The sequence below is a fragment of the Nonomuraea sp. NPDC050202 genome (assembly GCF_040656115.1).
Lineage (GTDB): Bacteria > Actinomycetota > Actinomycetes > Streptosporangiales > Streptosporangiaceae > Nonomuraea.
In genome coordinates, this window is the sequence record NZ_JBFALF010000003.1 from 555641 (window position 1) to 576593 (window position 20953).

The window sequence follows — 20953 nt, forward strand, 5'->3', positions numbered from 1 at the left end:
ACCCGTGATCGCCCCCGCTCTACAGTCCGCCTGATATTTATCGGCATTTCCCTGAAACTTTCATTCCGGATGCCATAGGAGCACCGTGCGGACCTTACGAGCCCTGGTGGTCGCCGCCCTGTTATGCCTCGTGCCGGTGCTCCCGGCGCACGCGGCCGGCCTCACGTACGACTTCGAGGACGGCACCGCCCAGGGATGGGGGCCGCGCGGCGACGGCGTCTCCGTCACGGTGACGCCGGACGCGGCCCGCGCGGGGTCGGGCGGCCTCGCGGTGAGCGGCAGGACCGCCACCTGGCACGGCGCGTCCATCCCCGGCCCCTTCGTCAGGGGCGTCGGCTACACCGTCACCGCGTACGCCAGGCTGGTCGCGGGGCAGCCCGCGAGCACGATCGCGATGACCGTGCAGCGCACGCCGACCGGCGGCGAGACCACCTACGAGCGGGTCGCGGCGGCCACCGTCACCGACGGCGCCTGGGTGCGGCTGTCGGGCAGCTACCTGTTCACCGCCGAATCCACCGACGTGCAGCTCTACGTCGAGAGCTCCGACGCCACCTCCCAGTACTACCTGGACGACATCGTCCTGAGCCCGCTCGGTGACCCCACCCGCGAGCCGATCACCACCGACTTCGAGGACGGCACCGCGCAGGACTGGTCACCGCGCGCCGCCGCCGCCCTCCAGGTCGGCACCACCGCCCACGGGGGCACCCACGGCCTCACCGTCACCGGCCGCTCCGCCTCCTGGGACGGCCCCGCGCTGAACGTGCTCGGCCGCATGGGAAAGGGCGACAAGTACGCCCTGTCGGCCTGGGTCAGGCTCGGCCCCGACACCGCCTCCGGCAAGCTCGGCCTCTCGATCGAGCGCCGCACCGGCGGCACCTCCAGCTACGAGCGCGTCGTCGCGCCCAAGGACGTGCCCGCGGGGGAGTGGGTGCGGCTCTCCGGCACGTACACGCTCGCCCACGACGTCGACTTCCTCAGCCTCTACCTCGAGTCCGACACCGGCACCTTCCCCTTCCACCTCGACGACTTCACGATGACCTACGTCGAGCCCAAGCCCATCCAGACCGGCATCCCCTCCCTGAAGGACGAGGTGCCGTTCACCATGGGCTCGGCCTTCACCCGGCCCGAGACGCTCGGCGTGCACGGCGAGCTGCTCGCCAAGCACTTCAACGGCGTCACCCCCGGCAACGAGCTCAAGTGGGACGCCACCGAGCCCCGCGAAGGGGAGTTCACCTTCACCGACGGCGACCACCTGGTGAACTTCGCCACCGAGCACGGCATGACCGTCCGCGGCCACACCCTCGCCTGGCACAGCCAGACCCCGGCCTGGGTGTTCGAGAACGCCACCAAGGAGGTGCTGCTGCAGCGCCTGGAGCGGCACGTGCGCACGCTCGTCACCCGCTACAAGGGCCGGATCGCGGCCTGGGACGTGGTCAACGAGGTCGTGGACGAGAACCAGCCCGACGGGCTGCGCCGCTCCCCGTGGTACGAGATCGCCGGGCTCGACTTCATCCGCACCGCCTTCCGCGTCGCCCGCGAGGCCGACCCGGACGCCAAGCTGTTCATCAACGACTACAACACCGAGTTCCCGCGCAAGCGCGAGGCCCTGTACAAGCTGGTCAAGCAGCTCAAGGACGAGGGCGTGCCGATCGACGGCGTCGGCCACCAGCTCCACCTCAACATCGAGCACCCGCCCGCCTCCGCGGTCGAGGCCACCATCGAGCGCTTCGCCACGCTCGGCCTGGACCAGCAGGTCACCGAGCTGGACGTGAGCATCTACACCGACTTCGTCTCCTCCTACGACACGATCCCGCCCGAGCTGCTCGTCCAGCAGGGGCACCGGTACAAGGAGTTGTTCGACGTCTTCCGGCGGCAGGCCGGACGGTTGAGCTCGGTCACCGTGTGGGGCAAGTCGGACGACGTGAGCTGGCTGCGCTCCTGGCCGATCCCGCGGCTCAACGCGCCGCTGCTCTTCGACGACGACCTGCAGGCCAAGCCCGCGTACTGGGGCGTCGTGGACCCGTCCAAGCTGGAACCGCTCGTGCGCGAGCTGGAGGCGCCCGCCGCGGTCGTCAAGGTGGACGGCCGGCGCGACCTGGAGTGGGACCTGCTGCCGGACGCGCCGCTCGCCCGCGTCGGCGACGTCTCGGCCGGCTTCCAGGCCCGCACCTCCGCCGCGGGCCTGTACGTGCTGGCCGAGGTGACGGACCCGACCGTCTCCGCCGGCGACCGGGTCACGTTCACCGTGGACGGCCGCTCGCGCGCCCTCGGCCGGACCTCGCCCGGCGTGCGCCGCACCGCCACCGGCTACCGGGTGGAGGCCCTGCTCGGCAGCGGCACGGACGTCGAGGTGGCGGTGGACGACCGCGGCACGCGCACCACCTGGACGGGCGAGCTCACCCCCGTCCCCGCCGTCAAGCGCGCCAGCGCCCCGCGCCGCCCGGCCCCCGTCCTGGACGGCGCCGTGGACCGGCTGTGGTCGGGCGTCCCGGAGATCCGCACCGCCACCTGGATGCAGGGTGACTCGGGCGCCACCGCCAAGGTCCGCTCGCTCTGGTCCGGCTCGACCCTGTACGTCCTGGCGCAGGTCACCGACCCCGCGCTGAGCGAGGAGTCCGCCAACCCGTGGGAGCAGGACTCCGTCGAGCTCTTCGTGGACCCGGGCAACGGCAAGACCAAGGGATACGAGGACGACGACGGCCAGTACCGGGTGAGCTTCTCCGGCCGGATCACGGTGGGCGGCACGTTCGACGCGTCGGGCGTCAAGGACAACGTGCGGGCGGCGGCCGTGACGGTGCCGGGCGGTTACGTGGTGGAGGCGGCCGTCGAGCTGCCCACCATCACCCTGGAGGAGGGGACGCTGCTCGGCTTCGACGTCCAGGTCAACGACGCGACGGGCGGGACCAGGACGAGCGCGGTGACCTGGAACGACGCGACCGGCCGCGGCTACCTCGACACCAGCCACTGGGGCGTGCTCCGGCTGGCCGGGTAGGCGCCGCACCGGCCTGCCACGTCCTTCCCGTGGCCGTGGCAGGCCGGGCGCGCGTTCAGGAGGCGTCAGCGCGAGTGCCGCGCCGGGCGTCCGACACCGTCTCGAAGACCCAGCTGTACGGGGCCGTCATGGTGTTGCCCGCCAGGTCCGTGGCCTCGACCTCGGCGCCGTACTCGCCCCACAGCTCGTACTCGGGCGTGAACGTGAGCTGCCTGCCGTCGGCGCTCAAGGTGGCGGAGCCGGGCTCGGGCTCGCCGATCAGCAGGTTGTCCAGCCGGAAGCGCACGTCGTCCACCGGTTCGCTGAACGTCACCCTGATCTGGGCGTCCGGCGCAACCCCGGCGGCGCCGGCCGAGGGATCGGTGCTGAGCACCGCCGGCGGCGTGGTGTCCGGCCCCGGGTCGGTGCCGCCCTCGTACGTCACCTCCAGCACCGGCGGCTGCGGGGCCTCCGCCGACTGCCAGCCACGGTCGTACAGCGGGGCGCTGGGCGACTCGTCCGCCCCCCGGAGCACCAGCCCGTTGCCCGCCTGCCCGGACGCCCACGCCTGCGCGATGGCCGTCACGTCCCACGTCCACGTGCCGCCGGAGGGTGGGTCGCCCTCCTCGCAGCCGGCGGGGTCGCGTGCGGTGACCTGCCCGGTGGCCGTGGAGGCCGGCTTGTTGCCCCAGGTCAGCGTGGCGGCGTTCCACGGCGAGGTGATCTGCTGGGCCACGATGCCGGAGGCGTCGTCGCCGCAGCCGATGGCGGCGGTGGCGCTCAGCCTCAGCGTCGCGGCGGTGATCTGCTTGCCTGCCAGGGACGAGGTGTCGAAGTCCAGGTACGTGCGCTCGTTGGCGGTGTTGTAGCGGCCTGCCCACAGGGTCGCGCCGTCGGGGCCCGTGGCGCCCTGGTCGTCGATCCAGGTGTCGGTGCGTACCGGTAGGGAGACCGTGGTGGCGGCGGTTCCGGCCTGGGCCGGGGTCGCGATGAGCGGGAGCGCCAGTGCGGCGATCAGCGCGGTGTGACGGATGATTCGTAATCGGGACGCCTGCTCTCGCATGTTCATCCTGCCTTTCCGTCTGGCTGGGCAAAACGGAAACGATGATCACACGGGAGATGACGGGAAGTAAAGATCGTTTTCGGTAATGGCGAAGATCTGATGCGGGGTGCCGCCTGCCGGTGCTGATCGGCCGGGTGCGCGGGAACACCCGGCCGATCGGTGCTCACCCGATCCAGTCGTGCCCGGCAGGGGCGTCGCCCCCGTCGTCGTGCCCGGCGGGGGCGACGCCGCCGTCGATGTGCCCGGCGGGGGCCACGCCGCCGTCGACGTGTCCGGCCGGGGCCACGCTGTCGTGGTAGCCCGCGGGGGTCACGCTGTCGTGGTAACCGGCCGGCGTCACGCTGTCGTGATGGCCCGCCGGCGTGGACAGGCCGCCGCCCGCCCAGGCGGCGCCCGCGAAGGCGCCGGCGATCAGCGCCGTCCCCGCTGCGAAGATCGTGAGTGCTCTCCTGGTCCCCATCGTGTTCTGCTCCCCGTTCGACGGTCGATCGCGTTGACCGTGCCACACCATCAGGGCGCGGCTTCAGATCGGTTGCAGCCCGGCGTCACCCCTGCTCATCGCGCCGGCTCCGCCGGGCCGGCCCGAGCGGGCACCCGGGATGCGCCGCCCGGTCGCGGCTCTGGCAGGGTTCAGGCATGAAGATCTGGGATGGAGCATCGATGATCCGCAACCCCGTCCTGCCCGGCTTCCACCCGGACCCGTCCATCCTGCGCGTCGGGGACGACTACTACCTCGCCACCTCGACGTTCGAGTGGTACCCGGGCGTGCTCGTGCACCACTCACGCGACCTGGTCAACTGGCGTTCCCAGGGCGGCGTCCTCACCGGGCGCAGGCTGCTCGACCTGTCCGGCGTGCCCGACTCGGGCGGCGTGTGGGCGCCCGACCTGACGTACGCGAACGGCCTGTTCCACCTGGTCTACAGCGTGATGGACACCTACGCGCACGGCTACAAGGACGTCGCCAACTACCTCGTCACCGCGCCCGCCATCGAGGGCCCCTGGTCGGACCCGGTGCGGCTGCCGGGGCGCGGGTTCGACGCGGCGCTCTTCCACGACGACGACGGCACCACGTACCTGCTCAACATGGTCTTCGACTCCCGCCCGGGGCGCGGGTTCTCCGGCATCGAGCTGCAACCCCTGAGCGGTGGCACGCCGAGGCTCATCCTGGAGAACCGGAGCATCACCGAGGGGCCGCACATCTACCGGGTGGACGGCTGGTACTACCTGATGGTCGCCGAGGGCGGCACCGGATACGAGCACTGCGTGAGCGTGCTGCGCTCCCGCTCGCTGGAGGGCCCGTACGAGGCCGACCCGGCTGGGCCGATGCTCACCTCGCGCCACGACCCCGGCCTGGAGCTGCAGAAGGCCGGGCACGGGTGCCTGGTGCGGACGCAGGGCGGCGAGTGGTACCTGGCGCACCTCGCCGCCCGGCCCTACTCGCCGCGCGGCCGGTGCGTGCTGGGCAGGGAGAGCGCGATCCAGCGGGTCGAGTGGGAGGACGGCTGGCCCCGGGTGGCCGGGGGAGTGCCCGCCGTCGAGGTGCCCGCTCCCGCCCTGCCGCCGCACCCGTGGCCGGACGCGTCGCCCGCCGCCGGCAGCGGATGGAGCACCCTGCGCCGGCCGGCCTCGCCCGACTGGGTGCGGTTCGAGGACGGCAGGGTGACGGTCAGCGGCGGCCAGTCACCGTACGGGCGGCGCGCCCCCAGCCTGGTCGCGCGCCGGGTGACGGCCACGAGATGCAGCTTCGGGACGGGCGTGACGTTCGAGCCGGGCAGCGTGCACCAGTCCGCCGGGATCACCGCCTACTACAACTCCCGCAACTGGTACCACCTCGCGCTGACCACCGACGGCGTCGTCCTGACCGGCAGCGACCGGGGCGCCCGCACCGTGCACTTCACCGCCGCCGGCACCGCGAGCCGCCTGGAGCTGGAGCTCGACGGGCCGATCCTGCGCTTCTCGTACGACGGCCACGCCATCCCCGTGGAGCTGGACGCCACGATCCTGTCGGACGAGCACGCCGACGAGATCGTCGACGGGCAGATCCGCTCGTTCGGCTTCACCGGCGCGTTCGTCGGCCTGTGGGTGCAGGACCTGGCAGGCGAGGGCTGCCAGGCCGTGTTCGAGGACCCGGCCTATCAGCCGGCGGACGGTGTCGCGGAGGCGGCGGCGCAGGGCGGCGAGTAGGGGCGGCCGGGCAGGTACCGGGCCCACTCCGTCCTGCTGATCGAGGTTCCCGACGCCTCGCAGACGTTCGCCGTCGCCTGCTCCACGTTCAGGCCCCAGAGCTGGGCGGCGCTGCCGGACGCGGCGGCCAGCACGGTGCCGTCGGGGCCCAGCTCCACGTCGCCCGCCGCGCCCCGGCCGGCGAACACGGCCCAGAGCGTGGGACGGGCGAGCGTGACGACGTTCCACACCTGGACGGTCATGTCCTGGGAGGCCGTGACGAGCGTGCGGTCGTCGGCGCTGAACGCGACGGCCGACACGGCGGCCGAGTGGCCGGGCAGGTCCGCCAGCTTCCTGGCGGAGGCGGGCGTGGCGACGTCCCACAGCCGGGCCGTGCCGTCGCTCGACGCCGTGGCCAGCGTCTTGCCGTCGCGGCTGAACCGCAGGTCGAGCACGCTGCCGGTGCCCGCGGCGAACGACGCCAGGGCGCGCGGCCCGGCCGGCTTGGAGACGTCCCACAGCCGTACGGACCCCGTGCCGGAGCCGGTCGCCAGCGCGCGGCCGTCGGGCCGGAACGCGGCCGTGCTCACCCGCCTGTCGGCGGCGCCGATCGTGGCGACCTGCTTGGGGCTGGACGGGGTGGCGACGTTCCACAGCAGCGTCCGGCCGTCGCGCCCGGTCGTCACCGCCATCTTGCCGTCAGGGCTGTACGCGGCCGAGCGCACGCCGTCCGTGTGGCCCGTCAGCGTGCCGAGCAGCTTCGGGGTCGCGGTCTCCGAGACGTCCCAGATCCTGGCCGTCTTGTCGTCGGAGGCGGTGAGCAGGCGGGTGCCGTCGGGGTTGAACGCGACCGACTGGACCTGCCCGGTGTGCCCGCTCAGCGTGGACTCGGGCGTGGCCACCGCCGGGTCCGAGATGTTCCAGAGCCTGACGGTCTTGTCGTCGGAGGCGGTGGCCAGCGTGCCGCCGCCCTTGGCGATCGCGACCCCGTTGACCTGGCCGGTGTGCAGGCCGAGCCGGGCGAAGGGGGACGTGCGGGAGGTGTTGGAGGCGTTCCACAGCCGGGCCACGCCGTCGACGGCGGAGGTGAGCAGGTTCTGGCCGTTCGGGCTGAAGGCCACGCCCGTCACGGCGTCGGGGAACCCGGCCAGGGTGGCGGTGCCCTCGGGCTCGCGCGGGTTCTCCACGCTCCACAGGCGGACCGTGGCGTCGGCGGAGGCGCTGGCCAGGACGGCGCCGTCCGGGCTGAACGCGACGTCGTCCACCGCGCCCGAATGCCCGCTCGCCGTGCCGACCAGCTCGGTCGCGGTGATGTCCCAGATCTGCACCTTGCCGGTGGCGGAGGAGGAGGCCAGGTAGCGGCCGTTCGGCGCGAACGTCACGCTCCTGACCGCGCCCTCCGCCGAGGTGAGCGTGGCCAGGACGGCCGGCTTGGCGGGGGTGCGCACGTCGAGGAGCCTGATCGTGCCGCCCGTGGAGGCGAGCGCCACCAGGCGGCCGTCCGGGCTGAAGGCGGCCCTGGTGGGGTCGGAGTCCTGCGTCACCACGGAGACCTGGGCGGGCTTGGCCGGGTCCTGGACGTTCCACAGCCGCATGGTGCCGTCGGTGGACGAGGTGGCCAGCAGGTTGCCCTCCGGGCTGAACGACACCGAGCCGACCTGCTCCTCGTGGCCCTTGAGCGTGGCCAGGGCGCGCGGCTTCGCGGTGTCGGAGACCTCCCACAGCCGGGCGGTGCCGTCGGCCGACCCGGTCGCGAGCACCTTGCCGCTCTTGCTGAACGCGACCGCGAGCACGCCCCCCGTGTGCCCCTTGACGACGCCCAGGCTCTTGGGGCGCAGGGCGTCGGTGACGTTCCACAGCCGGGCGGTGGTGTCGCCCGAGGCGGTCACGGCCACGCGGCCGTCGGGGCGGTAGGCCACCCGCTCGACCGGGGCGGTGTGGCCGGTCATCCGGGCGCCCACCGGGCGGGCAAGCGAGCCGAGCAGGGCGCCCCGGGCCTGCGGGGTGGCCGAGAGGCGGTAGGCGGCCAGCGCGAGCTGCGAGCCGAGCGAGCTGTCCCTGGTGGTGGCGGCGGCCGCGGCGACCTGGCGGGACAGGGCCTCGTCGCGCTGGGTGGCCGCCTCGCCCGCCAGGCGGGTGGACCCGCTGGTCTGGACGAGCGCCACGACGGCGCCGGTGACGGCCACGAGGAGGAGCAGGCTGAGCGCGGCGATGGCGCCGCGGGTGATCCGGGTGCGCCGGGCCTGCCGGCGGCGGGACGCGTCGAGGAACTCCCTCTCGACAGGGGTGATCGCGCCGCCCGCGTCCCTGGGCGCCCCGGCTCTGGAAGCCGGAGCGGCGGGGACGCTCACGGCGGGAAGCGCGGCCACGGCGGCCTGGGCGGTGGTGAGGCGGTCGTCGGTGTAGAGGTAGGAGGTGTCCTGCCCGTCGCGCTGCCACATCTCGGCGTCCTCGGCCAGCCGCCGCCGCACGAGCAGCCCGGCCCGCGCGGTCTCGGCCCAGTTGCCGAGCCGGGGCCAGGCGCGCACCAGCGCCTCGTGCGCCAGCTCCGCCTGCTCGCCGCCGTCGGTGACCGTCACCGTGACCAGCCGCGCCCGTACGAACTCGGCCAGCACCTGCCCCTCGACGGAGGCGGAGCCGGAGCTCAGCTCGGCGACGGGGACGCGCCGCCGCAGGGCGCCGGCCTGCGGGTCCACGTGCACCAGCGGCACCAGCAGCCCGCGCGCGACCGGCTCGGACTCCGCGCCGAGCCGCCGCAGCGTCTCCTCGCCGCTCAGGGCCACCGCCCGCGCGACGCCGCCCGCCGAGCGGTAACCCGCCATGGTGAGCACCCCGCCCGTACGCCGCTGCCAGGTGGCCAGCAGCGCGTGCGAGAGCAGGGGGAGCAGGTCGTCGGCGCCGGACAGGGCCTGGAGGTCCTCCAGGATCAGCTCGGCGAGCCCGGCTTCGAGCGAGAGCCCGGAGCGGGTGGCCGGCTCCTCGATCGCGCGGCGCAGCTCGGCCGGGGTCATGGGGGCGACGATCTCGGGCCGCCGCATCGTCTCCAGCAGGCCGGGGTAGGCCGCGCAGCGGGCGAAGAAGTCGCCGCGCACGGCGATCACCACGGCGGCCGAGCGCGACAGCTCGACGAGCGCCTCCACGAAGCGCCGCCTGGCCACCTCGTCGGCGCACAGGGTGAACAGCTCCTCGAACTGGTCCACCACCACGAGCGTGCGCGCGGGCAGCCCGCGCCGCGCGGCGGCGGGGTCCGACTCGATGACCGCGCGCAGCCGTTCGGGGTCGCCGCCGGCCAGCGCCGCCAGCTCGCCCGCCAGCGTGGCCACCGGCAGCGCGCCGGGGGTCAGCACGACGCTCCTGCCGAGGTCCTCCTGCATGGCGGGGATCAGGCCGGCGTGCAGCAGCGACGTCTTGCCGCAGCCCGAAGGCCCGGTGACGATGAGCGGGCCGCCCGCCTCGAACGCCTGCGACCCGATGACCACAGGCGGCCCCGCCGACCTGAGCGCCTGCCGGGCCCGCGCGGCCAGCGACCTGGTCGCCTCCTCGCGGCCGAAGAACAGCCTGGCCTGGTCCCGCCCGTACGCGGCCAGCCCCCGGTAGGGGCTGTTCAGGTCGCCCGGCGCGCTCATCGGCGGGCCGGAGCGCCGGCCGCCCTGGTGGGCCGGGTTGACCGCGAGCGGCGGCAGCTCCTTCATGCCGCCCGCCTGCCGCCTGGGCCGCGGGAACCCGGCGGCGGGCAGCGCATGCGCCAGGTGGTGGTGCACGTGGTCCAGCGTGAACGCCGCCGGCCCCGCCGGGTCGCCCTCGTTCAGCAGCCTGAGCAGCGCCCCGCTGAGCGCCGTGTGCCGGACGCCGGGCAGCGCCCAGGAGTTCTCGTCCTTGCTGGCCGAGGTCAGCACGTACGCGCCGCGCCAGGAGGAGTCGAACGTCTGCTCCATGGCCTTGGCGGGCACCGGCCGGTTGCCGCCGGTGAAGCAGCAGTCGAGCACCACGACGACGTGCTCGGCCCGGGACGACTGGAGGATCTGGCGCACCATCGAGTACGGCAGCGCCTGGTAACCGGGCACCCCCTGCCCCAGGTCCACCGTCGCCCGCGTCGCCAGGTGCAGCTCGTTGTCCGGGCCGAACAGGGCGTGCCCGACGAAGTGGAACATCAGCACGCTCGTGGCCTCGCGGGCCGCCCGCTCCAGCACCTCGCCCAGGTTGGCGGGGGTCGCCGGGTCGAGCAGCACGGTGAGGTGCTGCTGGGCCAGGCCCGCCCGCTCGACCAGGCACTGCCCGAGCTCGGTGACCGTGGCCGGCACGGCCGGCACCTGGGGCAGCCGCGACGAGGGCCGGTGCGCGCCGGTGCCCGCCACCACCACCCTGGCGCCCTCGGACGCCAGCAGCAGGGGTGGATCGTTCCGCCGGGCAGGCAGTACGACCCGGGTCCTCTCGAGCGTCGTCGAATCGTCCTCGGTCATCCGGCGCTCCACGGGCGTGGGGGTTTGGCGAATCAGCGTTGTTCAGGTTACGCAGGTCCGCGTGGCACCGTCGAGGCCGGATTCGGCGCATTCTGCTAGATCACCGGACACTATCTCGGTAGAGATCGCCACATTTAGGGGCAGATCATGACAGTGGCGTTCGTCACTGGTGGGCCCTGGTCCCGCGAGACGAACGGCCCAGCCGGCCGAAGTGCTCGCCCGCCTCCGCCATCGGGATCGAGGTCACCGGCAGCCCGAGGTGCCGGCCCGTGATCTCGGCGAGGTCGCGTACCGGCACGCCCTCCTCGGCGACGGCGTGCAGGCGCGCGCCGGCGGGCGCCTGCTCCGTCGGGCCAGGCGGCCCCAGGCCCGACGGCAGCCCCGCCCCCGACGGCCCGGTCATCCAGTCCGTCGAGGACAAGCTCGAACTGATCGCCACCGGCGAGCCCGTGGCCATCGCGGCCGTCCCGCCGCACGTGGCCCGCTTCCGCCCCGACATCACCGCGATCCCGCTGCACGGCGTGGAGCCGAGCCACGTGGTGCCGGCGACCCGCGCGGGCGACCGCGACCGCCTCGTGGCGGCCCTCCGCAGGGCCGCCAGGGCGCTGCTCACCAGTTCGCCGGCAGTCCCGGAGTCGTCGGCGGCAGCGGGTGGTCCGGCGGGTGGATGACGTAGGCCACGCCGCCGCTGCTGGAGCTGCGCAGCCACACGTCCTCGAAGTCGGCGCGCGGGTAGACGCGCCGCACGGCCGCGTTGCTGGACGAGGCCGGGTCGTTGGCGATCACGTCGCCGGTCGCGGTGAAGCCGACGACGGCCATCAGGTGGCCGTCGGTGCCGTACCCGGCGCCGGGCAGCTCGCCCTTCTTGAACGACTGCGAGGTGATGACCGGCACGCCCGCCTTGATCAGCAGCTCCAGCTCGGTCAGCGAGCGCAGCCGGGTGACGAACCCGTCCACGCCGTACCGCCCCGCGTAGGCCGTGTTGAACGGCCAGTTGCCCGTGCCGTCGTAGGCGTGGTCGAAGGTGTAGCGGGCGGCGTAGTCGACCTCAGGGTCCGGGTCGGCGGGATCGACCCAGGAGGTGTCCTGCTCGCTCGGCCACCTGTCCCAGTAACCCAGCACCATGGTGGTCGAGGTGGGGCTGCACCACGCCTCGCCGCCGCCGTTCCACTCGGGGTAGTGGCCCAGGTGCACGTTCTGGGAGCGGCGCGGCACGGCCAGCTCCGTGCCCCACGCGCCGCCGCCGGGGCTGACCGGCACGGTCTTGCGCTCGGGCACGTTGGAGCTCATCACGCCGGACGTGCGCACGCGCGGCGTCACCGCGGAGCCGGGGGTGCGGTAGAGGGTCAGGCGGAGCTGGTACCCGCTGAGAGGCTTGCCCGCCGCCGCGACCAGCGTGTCCACGGCCACCGACCCGTCCGCGTCACCCTGGCCAGGCACGGAGGTGCGCAGGATGTCGCCCTCGGCGTAGGACCAGCGGCCCAGCGAGTACCACTTGGTCAGGCCCTCCGCGTTCCTGCCGCGGGCCTCGACCTGGATCCAGCTCCCCTGCGGCACGTCCGCCGTCCAGGACGCGATCAGCTCGGTGGCGCCGAACCCGATGTCCCGCTCGGGGCCGGTCCAGCGGGCGTACTCCCACGTCTTGGTGCCCAGCGCGTCGGTGTAGCTCGTCGTCCCCGCGGCCTGGCCGAACGCCAGCCCGTCGCCGGCCGTCGTGCCCTCGGGGGTGCCGGAGGAGAAGTCGGCCCGCTGGTAGACGACGTCGGGGACGGCCGGGGCCGCCGGTTTCGTCCCCACGGTGGTGTCGGTCATGGACGTGAACAGGAGCAGGGCGGACAGGACCATGGACAGCGCAGGCATGAACCCACCTTCCAGGAAGGCGCTCGATGCGGCCGACCCTAAGCTCGGTGGCCCCGGCAAAGCATCGGGAGATCTACGTAATCGATCGTCATCACTGATTCGATGGGAGGCGACGAGGCTTACGCCGCTTGCGCTGTGAAATGAGATGGTTATGCGGAAATACGTGATCATGGGTGTACAAGGCAGCGGCAAGGGCACCCAGAGCGCCCTGCTCGCCGACGACCTCGACCTGGTGCACATCAGCGTCGGCGACATCTTCCGCTGGCACGTCAAGCACCACACCAAGCTCGGCGCCCAGGTCCGCCGCCTGGTGGCGGCGGGCGAGCTGGTCGGGGACGACCTCGTGGAGGACGTCGTCAGCGACCGCCTCCAGCTCCACGACTGGAACTACGGCTTCGTCATCGACGGCTTCCCCCGCAACCGCCGCCAGGCGGAGTTCTTCCTGGAGAGCTACGACCTCGACGGCGTGATCCACCTCGACCTGCCGGACGACGAGGTCCGCCGCCGCGTCCTGGCCCGCCGGCTGTGCTCGCGATGCGGCATGGACTACAACCTCATCGCCCACCGGCCGGAGGTGGAGGGCCGTTGCGACGTGTGCGGCGGCGACCTGGTCACCAGGGCGGACGACACCCCGGACGCGCTGGCCCGGCGGCTGGCCGACTACCACAGCAAGATCGACCCGGTGATCGAGCTGTTCAGGCGGAAGGAGTACGTGATGACGATCGACGCGCGGGCCGACAAGACCACCGTCCAGCGCGCCATCCGCACCCGCTTCAACCTTCCGCCGTACCTGCCGTCGGACGCCCGCCTGTCCGGCTAGGGGTCTTGGCGGCCTGTCCGGCAGGGTCTCAGCGGGTGCGGGACATGTCCGGCGGGGCCTCAGCGGGGGCGGGACATGTCCGGCAGGGGCCTCAGCAGGTGCGCAGCATGTTCAGCAGGGCCGTACGCTCGCTGCGGGTCACGAAGAGCCGGTAGTGGTGCTTCACCGTGATCCACGAGGTCGCGTACCGGCACCAGTGGGCCCGGCGCGGGGGCCGCCAGCTCTGCGGCCCCTGCCCGCCCTTGGCGATGTTGGCGGAATGGCTGACCGTGATCAGCTCGGGGCGCCTGAGGTCGTGGGCGAAGGCGCGCCGCTTGGCCGCGCTCCACCGCTTGGCACCCGAACGCCAGGCGTACGACAGCGGCACCACGTGATCGACGTCCACGTACTTCTCGCTCTTCAGCACCTTGCCGTCGTAAGGGCTGTACCAGGTGCCCTTGACCGGATGGCAGGCGGCGTTCCTGCGTACCTTGCGGCCGTCGCGGGCCAGCACCTTCTCGCGCGTGCTGCACTTGCTCCTGCGCTGCCCCTGCGCGGACTGGAAGCGCTTGCGGCTGTAGCCGCGGATCGATAATGCCCTGGCGACCTTGAGCTGGCCCAGCATGCGCCGGGCGAGCACCGCGGAGTCGGCCTGGGCGCGCTTGCGCGGCTCGGCCGCGGCCTGCGGCGCGGTGAGGGCGGCGGTGATCGGGAGGAACACGAGGGCGAGCACGGCGACGCACGCCGCCCGCCGCAGGGAGATCATCGTTGGACCCATACCTCCGGCGTCCCCCAGATTCGGCGGGGATATTCGGATGATTTGACCGGCAAATGTTGCATAATTAAATTCTTTACTCATGTCAGCGCGGGTGAAATGAATTTCTCGGGCCGTGCTCTCTGTGGAATCCTTGGATCGTCCGAGCCGCGGAGAAGGGGCAGAAAATGACGGGCGGCAGTGCGACCCAAGAGCAGAGAACACCCGGAAGTGGCGCGAAGAAGCGCAGCGGCGGCGCCATTCGGGCGACGATCGGCACCGTACTGGCCGCCGTGCTGGGCCTTGTGGGCAGTTTCGGCCTCTCCGGCCTCGGCCTCGACGCCTACGGGCCCGTCCTGACCTGGGTGGTCATCGGCTGGACCCTGACCGGGATGGTGATCGTCGGCCTGTGGCCGCTCCTGAAGGGCATCGAGCGCACCGGACCCCGCGTCGGCCTGGCCTGCGGCGCCTTCGCGGCGCTGGCCGCCCTGTCCGTCTGGGTCGTGGTGCTGGGCAGGCCGGGCGACGGCGTCGACCCCATCGCCCAGGGCTGCCGGTATCTGAACGGCACCCATCAGATTTCCGCCAGCTCCGATATAGCCAGAAGCTGGGGCATCATTGGAAATTTCACCTTGGTCCACAATCCGCACCCCAAGTGCGGGGTGGTATGGGCGCAATTCCTGACGCCGAAGGATGAGAGCATGAAACGGCCGCCTTTCCGTGACATGAGGATAGCCTCGATCTCCCTCGAGATCGTCCGCAGAGCTCCGGAAGGCCGCCAGACCGCCACGTGGAACTACGACACCGCCCCCGCCGGCGAGGTGGACAATCGCGACATCTGGACACCCGCGCTCCGCCTCGAGGACGGCGTCTACGAGGCCGACCTCAGCATCCTGTTCGCCGGCGGCGAGCCCGCGAACGTCCATCTCACCTGGCACACCGACAAGCCCTCGATCACCGGGCCGAGCGACGGCTGACCCTGCTGGGCTCGCCCTCGATCCCGGCGCCCCGCCTGCTGGAACGCATGCCTGTCAAGATCATGGTCCGGGCCTTCAGCTTCATGGTCGTCCGAACCGGGACGGCACAGTTCTACTCCAGCTCGGGGCAAGCTCCGAGTCGTGGGAACCGAGGGCCGCTCTTCCGGCGACGTCATGGACTCGCGCGGTCAAGCACGCCACCGGTCCGTGAGCGCCGGCGTTAGCAAGATCGTGACAGCCCAAAGGGTTGTCGGCCCCGATGGCTACCCTCCAGTGCATGGCACTCCCCGAGATCATCCCCATCGTTTACGAACCCGACTACCACACCGGCACGATCGGCCATTGGGAAGGCGGCCAGTTCTTCGGCTCCGCCATCGCAGCCTTCCGCGAGGGCTACACCCGCACCGACGACTGGCCGACACACAAACGCTGGTACGCCGTTCTGCACACCTTCGACGCCGCCGGCCACCACCTCCACTCTCGCATCGAGCACACCGGCGCCGAGGACGACCATCGGGCAAGCGTCGACCGCGCCCACGAGAGACTGAAGCACTGGCTCGACGCGCTTCCGGGCCTTCGCTTCGACGACATCGCCATCCGGCCCTTCCAGCACACGTTCGACGGGGTGCTGTTCGGCCTGGTCATCGAGACCTTCGAAGGCGAAGAACACGCCGAGTTCTACCCGAACAACATCGGCTTCTACGAACCATGGGACGGCATGTACGACACCTGACCGGTGAGGGTTTCTTCAACCTGAAGCCGCCGGCCGTGGACATGAGCGAGGGAGTGGCGTCATCCATCCGACCTTTATGATCTCGGGGTGAAGATCTGGACGGAGCGCCCTTCCAGGACCGACGTCGAAGCGGTCGTCGGCCGCTACTTCAGCCTGCTCCGAGCTGGGAAAATCCCTGAGGCCGAACAGCTCGTCGACCACTCATCGGTCCGGCATGTGCTCAAGTCGCTCTGGGCCGGCTCGGTCGGAGCGGGCGACGAGGCGGACGAGGCGGGTTGCAGCCTTGCCGCCGATGAGGGGGAGCGGGACCTGTCTTGGCTCCGCGAACTCGACCTCGGCGGCTTCCACTGGGGCCACACTGGCAGCCATGTCTACGTCGAGATCATCTACCGCGCGGAGATAATCGAGGTGTCCTTGGGCTTTTGGGTCAAGCCCACCGACGCCGGCTGGGTCGTCGCGGGACCGTCCACCCTCTGGTAGGACAAACGAAAGAGCAGCACGATCCGGGTGTTGTATCTCCCGCTGACGGACGATCATTTGCTGATGACTGAAATCCGAGATCAGGTTCCACTCGTTGATACAGGCGCCGGCCCGACCATGTTCGCGCCGCCATCACCTGGTGCGCAGGACGCAGCGTGATTCAGCGCCCGTATGCTGGCCATATTCTCTCGATATACCGAGGTCGTATAGCGTTCGGTCGGCGCAAAAATTGAAAAACGCCTGGAAGGAAAATAGATCGTAATAACCGGCAAGCGGAAGAGAATCGCAGCGTTGTGTCCGTCCTCGGCGTTTCGGCTGGCGTCGTTGCCGGGACGGCACCGGGATGCGGAAATGCGAGGGCCGCGTGTCGGCGCCCGCGCAGCCGCGGCCGGCCGGCCGGCTCCACCTTCACCCGGCTCGACGCCCGCTCTTCGGCCTGACCACGCTCCTCAACGGATTTCTGACCGGTCAGATGACCGTCTGCCCATGAATGCCTTGCATGGTGAAGGAGAACCAGTGCGACCCCTCACGCGACTCCGGATTCCCGCGATCGGAGTGGCTCTAACCGCCACCCTCGGAGCCGGGCTGCTCATGGCGCCTGCCGCGCACGCCGCGCCCGACCAGAAGATCAGCTACGTCAAGCGAGTCAGGCCGGTCCAGTCCGTGATCACCTATGTCGCGATCAAGGACCACCGCGGCCGGAAGTACCCGATCAAGGTGACCAGTACCTGGGCCTACAAGTCCCCCAGATCCGCACAGCTGCGATCCATCGTGATCCGCGAGAACGGCTTCCCCAGGGGCGGATGCATCTTCCCGGACCTCTACTTCGCGAACGCGAACGACTGGGAGGCCCAGCGAGGGAGATACGGCAAGATCTGCGACGGCGGCTCCAAGGCATATTCGGTCATGAGGACGGTCAGAGTTCGCAGCGGCACCCTCGGGCAGCTCTGGATCCGGACTCCCAACCCGAGTCACCCCGGCTGCTGCGGAGCGCGGCAGTACACCATCCAGTACAACATCGCCAGGCGCTGAGCTCACCCCTCAGTCTGCCCCTTCCGTGTACGGCGCGAGCCGCGACCGGGAGCGGCGGCAGGGTCGGTGCGCCGGAGAGCACCAGCCCTCCGGCGCCCCGGCCGGCTCGATCAGTGCCCCGCCCGCGGCCGGCGTCGAGCCGATCGTCCAGGCCTTCGGGCGGCGCAACGCATCGCGGTCCCCGGCTCGCGGCACGGTGGCCAGGACGGCGACCAGCATGATCAGGGTGTCATTCCAGACTCTCGGCCGGGAGGCCGGCCTCGGCCACAGTGGGGCCATGAGCGAATTCACCGAATCGACGGTGCTGCGGACCGAGATCCAGGTCGACGGCGAGCCGGCCAGCTACTTGACCGTGGAGCAGGACAGCCCGGCCGTGCTCCTGCTGCACGGGAAAGCACCTCCTGGTCCACGATCGGCTGGAGGTGTTCCGGCTGGCGTTGGTCAACTCGGTCACCTACGACTCCTGGCCGGTCTCCAGCGTGGCCCGGTTCCGGGACCCGGTGGTCGCCGCCGCTACCACCGCCGACGAGCTTCTCGCCGCCCGCCGGCAAGCCGTGACGGAGGCGCTGGCCGGTGCCGCCACGGAACAGCGGATCACGGACTATCTGGCCCCGTGGACCGATGCGCGGGTCCGCCGCTCCTGGATGGCCATGGTGGGCGCAGCCGACAACCGCTACACCCGGGGCATCGTCCCCGCCCTGCGACAGAACACCACACCCAAGCTGCTGATCTGGGGCGAGGACGACGGCTTTCAGAAGGTGGCGTACGCCGAGCGGTTCGCCCCGGAGATCCCGCACACCACACTCGTACGTATCCCGGACGCAGGACACATCCCCACGGAGAACGCGCCCGGCCAGATCGCACGCGCACTCGTTGACTTCTTCACGGCATAGAGGCTGAGCGGGCGGTAGATGAACTGCCGCGGGGTGCCACCGGTCGAGTCGCCCCGGACGCCGCGGTCGGGGGCGACGCGACCCGGCGGCCCTCGTACAGGGGCGGGTCGCGCTGCTCGGCGACGCCGCACACGCGATGAGCCTCGACCGCGGCCAAGTCGCCGGACAATCCGCTGGAGGACGCCGTCGTGCTCGACGGCGAACCCACGGTCGAGGCCGCACATGGCACTCCGGAAGCTTTCCGCAGGGCCAGAGCCGACGGAAACGAGCGCCTGCGCGGCAGCGGCTCGTTGTTCGAATCCTTTCTTCTCGCTGGACGGAGCAGCGTACGCGCCCGGCGCCCTGCCCGTCTCGGTCAAGGAACTGCTCGGCCTCGTGGTGTCCGTGATGAAGGACTGCGAGGAATGCGTCTACTACCACCTCGAACGATGTGACGAAGAGCGGGTCGCTCGTGATCAGGTGCTCGAGGCGCTGCAGATCGCCCTCGTAGGAGGCGGGTCGGTCACCATTCCGCTCCTTCGCCGGGCCGTCTCCTATATGGAGAAACTCCCGGACCTCGGCGAAGGGAAAGCGTGAGTGAAGTTCAAGTGGAAGTGAGGACGCCGGCCGGCCGCGCTTCGATCGCCGGTGTCTCAACTCCGTACAGGCTTTAGCTATCGGGCGTCAGTGGTGCGCGGCTTGGTACGCGTGCCCTGGAACTTGAAATGACGCTTACACATCTTCCTCATCCTGCCGGCGTGTAGCCGGTAGGTGCCACCAGGGAAGCTGGCGGTGAGCTCAAGATGCCCGCCGATGGCCTCCACGTAGCGGGCGATCACATCCACTGACGAGACTTCACCACGTTCGATCTGCGAGACACGCGCCTTCGTCACACCCATCAAGGCAGCCACCTCGTTCTGCGTCAGAGCGGCGCTCTTGCGGCGCTGAGCAAGCTGCCAGGCATCGATGAAATCGTCGACCATGCGACGGGTCTCGGCAAGGGCCTCCTCCCCCCCGGCCTGCTCGACATGCTTGGCGCGGTCCCACTTCTTGAATGTCGTCATGAGTTCTGCCCTTTCGCTTCTGCACGCTCCTTCAGGTCAGTTTCGTACAGCCCCTCCGCGTGCGGTATGGCCTCCTCGTACCAGCGGTTAGGGTCTCGAGGGCTCGCCTCGATCTTGTCTGCGGCGACAAGGACGATGGCGTCCCGTCTTGGGTCGAAGACGGAACAGCAGCCGAAGTGCGCTACGTCGCGTGGACCGGGGGCGCAGTTCCTTCAGGTTGGCGATACGCGAGCCGTTCACCTTGCCCACGAGTGGCCTGCCCCAGCGCTGGACCGTTCTCCGCGAGCCGATCGAGCGCGTCGATGACGAGCCGATGCGATTCTGGGTCAAGGTTGCTGATCCAGGCGTCAACCTCGTCGGTGACATAGATGCTTCACTCGTCCTGCACGCCTCGAGTATAGGGAATCCTTTACCTCGGGGTGGTGGCTGCAAACGCCGAGTCGCCTCCGACATGCTCTCTTGGAGCGCCTGGCCGAGCGGGAAGTGCCGTGGTTCATGCTGCTCACGGAACAGTGATCAATCCAGCCTTGGGACACCCCGCCCCCCGGGACAGGCAAGCGGGGCTCTCGCATGGTCAGACGCTACTTGGCCAGGTGACGACTGATCACCAACCGCTGGATCTGGTTCGTCCCCTCGAAGATCTGCATGATCTTGGCCTCACGCATGTACCGCTCCACCCGGAACTCCCGCGTATACCCATACCCCCCCAACACCTGCACCGCATCCGTAGTCACCTTCATCGCCGCATCCGTCGCCACCAGCTTGGCCACGCTCGCCTGCCGGCTGTACCCCAGCCCCGCGTCCCGCCTCCGGGCCGCGTCCAGGTACGTGGCCCGCGCGCTGTCCACCGCCGCCGCCATGTCGGCGAGCAGGAACCCGAGCCCCTGATGGTCGATGATCTTCTTGCCGAAGGTCTGCCGCTCCTTCGCGTAGGCGACGGCCTCGTCCAGGGCCGCCTGGGCGAGGCCGGTGGCGCAGGCGGCGATGCCGAGGCGGCCGGAGTCGAGCGCGGCGAAGGCGATCTGCAGCCCCTGCCCCTCCTCGCCGATCAGCCGGTCGGCCTCCAGGAGCGCGCCGTCCCAGTGCGCGCTCGTCGTCGGCACCGCGTGCAGCCCCATCTTCTCCTCGGGCCGCCCGAACGTCAGCCCGTCGGCCGCCCCCGGCGCCAGGAAGCAGGACACCCCGCGCGAGCCGGTGCCCGTGCGGGCGAACAGGGCGTAGAAGTCGGCGATGCCGCCGTGCGTGATCCACGCCTTGTTGCCGGTGATCCGGTAGCCGGTCTCGACCCGCTCGGCCTTGCAGGCCAGCGCCCCGGCGTCGGAGCCGGCCTGCGGCTCCGACAGGCTGTAGCCGCCGATCAGGTGCCCGGCCAGCATGTCGGGCAGCCATCTGTCGCGCTGCTCCTGCGTGCCGTACGCGAAGACGGGGAAGCAGGCGAGCGTGTGCACGCTGGTGGCCACCGCGACGGCGGCCCAGCGCATCGCCAGCTCCTCCAGCACCTGGAGGTACACCTCGTACGGCTGCCCGCCGCCGCCGTACTCCTCCGGGTAGGCCAGCCCGAGCAGCCCGGCCGAGCCCAGCGTGGCGAACAGCCCCTCGGGGTAGGTCTCCGCGCGCTCGTGCTCGTCCACCCGGCGCGCCAGCTCCTTGTCGGCGATCTCCCTGGTCAGCTCGATGAGATCCTTGGCGTCCTGGTCGGGCAGCAGGCGGTCGACTGTCACGTTC

17 protein-coding genes are annotated in these 20953 nt (G+C 71.2%); 9 read left to right on the forward strand and 8 right to left on the reverse strand.

Going from position 1 to position 20953, the window contains the following annotated elements:
* The first annotated feature begins 85 nt into the window (after nucleotides 1-85).
* A complete protein-coding gene (locus AB0I79_RS12605; protein WP_357871008.1) occupies nucleotides 86-2992 on the forward strand; it encodes an endo-1,4-beta-xylanase in 2907 nt (968 codons plus the stop codon).
* Nucleotides 2993-3047: 55 nt separating this feature from the next.
* Here AB0I79_RS12605 and AB0I79_RS12610 read toward each other — a convergent pair whose 3' ends face one another.
* Complete coding sequence (locus AB0I79_RS12610) at nucleotides 3048-4040, reverse strand: DNRLRE domain-containing protein (RefSeq protein ID WP_357871011.1); 993 nt, start codon at nucleotides 4038-4040, stop codon at nucleotides 3048-3050.
* A 157-nt stretch (nucleotides 4041-4197) separates the two neighbouring features.
* Nucleotides 4198-4494 (reverse strand): hypothetical protein, encoded by a 297-nt coding sequence (locus AB0I79_RS12615; protein WP_357871014.1) that lies wholly within the window; start codon nucleotides 4492-4494, stop codon nucleotides 4198-4200.
* A gap of 200 nt (nucleotides 4495-4694) precedes the next feature.
* Here AB0I79_RS12615 and AB0I79_RS12620 point away from each other — a divergent pair, with 200 nt between their 5' ends.
* The gene (locus tag AB0I79_RS12620) at nucleotides 4695-6218 is read left to right on the forward strand and encodes a glycoside hydrolase family 43 protein (protein ID WP_357871017.1); all 1524 of its coding nucleotides are present in this window, start codon (nucleotides 4695-4697) and stop codon (nucleotides 6216-6218) included.
* On the opposite strand, the gene AB0I79_RS12625 is transcribed toward AB0I79_RS12620, so the two are convergent.
* From AB0I79_RS12625 to AB0I79_RS12635, 3 genes are all read right to left on the reverse strand, one after another.
* Nucleotides 6170-10657 carry a hypothetical protein gene (locus tag AB0I79_RS12625; RefSeq protein ID WP_357871020.1) on the reverse strand — a complete coding sequence of 1496 codons (4488 nt, stop codon included), beginning with the start codon at nucleotides 10655-10657 and terminating at the stop codon, nucleotides 6170-6172. The two genes, AB0I79_RS12620 and AB0I79_RS12625, sit on opposite strands and share 49 nt — an antisense overlap.
* Before the next feature lie 163 nt (nucleotides 10658-10820).
* Nucleotides 10821-11270, reverse strand: coding sequence for a hypothetical protein (locus AB0I79_RS12630; protein WP_357871023.1), 450 nt, complete (start codon nucleotides 11268-11270; stop codon nucleotides 10821-10823).
* On the reverse strand, nucleotides 11267-12517 hold the full coding sequence (locus AB0I79_RS12635; protein WP_357871026.1) for a peptidase C39 family protein: 1251 nt from the start codon (nucleotides 12515-12517) through the stop codon (nucleotides 11267-11269). Before AB0I79_RS12635 ends, AB0I79_RS12630 begins: the two co-directional genes overlap by 4 nt.
* Before the next feature lie 151 nt (nucleotides 12518-12668).
* Here AB0I79_RS12635 and AB0I79_RS12640 point away from each other — a divergent pair, with 151 nt between their 5' ends.
* Complete coding sequence (locus AB0I79_RS12640) at nucleotides 12669-13337, forward strand: nucleoside monophosphate kinase (RefSeq protein ID WP_357871029.1); 669 nt, start codon at nucleotides 12669-12671, stop codon at nucleotides 13335-13337.
* Nucleotides 13338-13428: 91 nt separating this feature from the next.
* Here AB0I79_RS12640 and AB0I79_RS12645 read toward each other — a convergent pair whose 3' ends face one another.
* Nucleotides 13429-14082 carry an HNH endonuclease family protein gene (locus tag AB0I79_RS12645; RefSeq protein ID WP_357871030.1) on the reverse strand — a complete coding sequence of 218 codons (654 nt, stop codon included), beginning with the start codon at nucleotides 14080-14082 and terminating at the stop codon, nucleotides 13429-13431.
* 176 nt (nucleotides 14083-14258) lie between these two features.
* Here AB0I79_RS12645 and AB0I79_RS12650 point away from each other — a divergent pair, with 176 nt between their 5' ends.
* The 6 genes from AB0I79_RS12650 to AB0I79_RS12675 all read left to right on the forward strand — a co-directional run bounded on the left by AB0I79_RS12650 (nucleotide 14259) and on the right by AB0I79_RS12675 (nucleotide 18761).
* The gene (locus tag AB0I79_RS12650; RefSeq protein WP_357871033.1) at nucleotides 14259-15047 is read left to right on the forward strand and encodes a hypothetical protein; all 789 of its coding nucleotides are present in this window, start codon (nucleotides 14259-14261) and stop codon (nucleotides 15045-15047) included.
* A 277-nt stretch (nucleotides 15048-15324) separates the two neighbouring features.
* Entirely contained in the window at nucleotides 15325-15780 is a 456-nt protein-coding gene (locus AB0I79_RS12655; RefSeq protein ID WP_357871036.1) for a hypothetical protein, read from the forward strand.
* Between the two features lie 87 nt (nucleotides 15781-15867).
* Nucleotides 15868-16260 carry a hypothetical protein gene (locus tag AB0I79_RS12660; protein ID WP_357871039.1) on the forward strand — a complete coding sequence of 131 codons (393 nt, stop codon included), beginning with the start codon at nucleotides 15868-15870 and terminating at the stop codon, nucleotides 16258-16260.
* A 516-nt stretch (nucleotides 16261-16776) separates the two neighbouring features.
* A complete protein-coding gene (locus AB0I79_RS12665; RefSeq protein ID WP_357871041.1) occupies nucleotides 16777-17292 on the forward strand; it encodes a hypothetical protein in 516 nt (171 codons plus the stop codon).
* A gap of 422 nt (nucleotides 17293-17714) precedes the next feature.
* Nucleotides 17715-18185, forward strand: coding sequence for an alpha/beta hydrolase (locus AB0I79_RS12670; RefSeq protein WP_357871044.1), 471 nt, complete (start codon nucleotides 17715-17717; stop codon nucleotides 18183-18185).
* Nucleotides 18186-18407: 222 nt separating this feature from the next.
* A complete protein-coding gene (locus tag AB0I79_RS12675) occupies nucleotides 18408-18761 on the forward strand; it encodes a carboxymuconolactone decarboxylase family protein (protein ID WP_357871046.1) in 354 nt (117 codons plus the stop codon).
* 77 nt (nucleotides 18762-18838) lie between these two features.
* Here the strand turns inward: AB0I79_RS12675 and AB0I79_RS12680 are convergent, their stop codons facing one another.
* Together AB0I79_RS12680 and AB0I79_RS12685 are read right to left on the reverse strand one after the other, a co-directional pair.
* Nucleotides 18839-19228, reverse strand: a complete 390-nt coding sequence (locus AB0I79_RS12680; RefSeq protein WP_357871048.1) for a helix-turn-helix transcriptional regulator — start codon at nucleotides 19226-19228, stop codon at nucleotides 18839-18841.
* 581 nt (nucleotides 19229-19809) lie between these two features.
* Nucleotides 19810-20949 (reverse strand): acyl-CoA dehydrogenase family protein, encoded by a 1140-nt coding sequence (locus AB0I79_RS12685; RefSeq protein WP_357871051.1) that lies wholly within the window; start codon nucleotides 20947-20949, stop codon nucleotides 19810-19812.
* Nucleotides 20950-20953: the final 4 nt, after the last annotated feature.

Bases quoted from the DNA above. Each gene is read 5' to 3' on its own strand.
- AB0I79_RS12615 (WP_357871014.1), bottom strand. From the start codon at position 4,494: ATGGGGACCAGGAGAGCACTCACGATCTTCGCAGCGGGGACGGCGCTG.
- AB0I79_RS12640 (WP_357871029.1), top strand. From the start codon at position 12,669: ATGCGGAAATACGTGATCATGGGTGTACAAGGCAGCGGCAAGGGCACC.
- AB0I79_RS12620 (WP_357871017.1), top strand. From the start codon at position 4,695: ATGATCCGCAACCCCGTCCTGCCCGGCTTCCACCCGGACCCGTCCATC.
- AB0I79_RS12645 (WP_357871030.1), bottom strand. From the start codon at position 14,082: ATGATCTCCCTGCGGCGGGCGGCGTGCGTCGCCGTGCTCGCCCTCGTG.
- AB0I79_RS12675 (WP_357871046.1), top strand. From the start codon at position 18,408: ATGGCACTCCGGAAGCTTTCCGCAGGGCCAGAGCCGACGGAAACGAGC.
- AB0I79_RS12680 (WP_357871048.1), bottom strand. From the start codon at position 19,228: ATGACGACATTCAAGAAGTGGGACCGCGCCAAGCATGTCGAGCAGGCC.
- AB0I79_RS12610 (WP_357871011.1), bottom strand. From the start codon at position 4,040: ATGAACATGCGAGAGCAGGCGTCCCGATTACGAATCATCCGTCACACC.
- AB0I79_RS12625 (WP_357871020.1), bottom strand. From the start codon at position 10,657: ATGACCGAGGACGATTCGACGACGCTCGAGAGGACCCGGGTCGTACTG.
- AB0I79_RS12650 (WP_357871033.1), top strand. From the start codon at position 14,259: ATGACGGGCGGCAGTGCGACCCAAGAGCAGAGAACACCCGGAAGTGGC.
- AB0I79_RS12635 (WP_357871026.1), bottom strand. From the start codon at position 12,517: ATGCCTGCGCTGTCCATGGTCCTGTCCGCCCTGCTCCTGTTCACGTCC.
- AB0I79_RS12655 (WP_357871036.1), top strand. From the start codon at position 15,325: ATGGCACTCCCCGAGATCATCCCCATCGTTTACGAACCCGACTACCAC.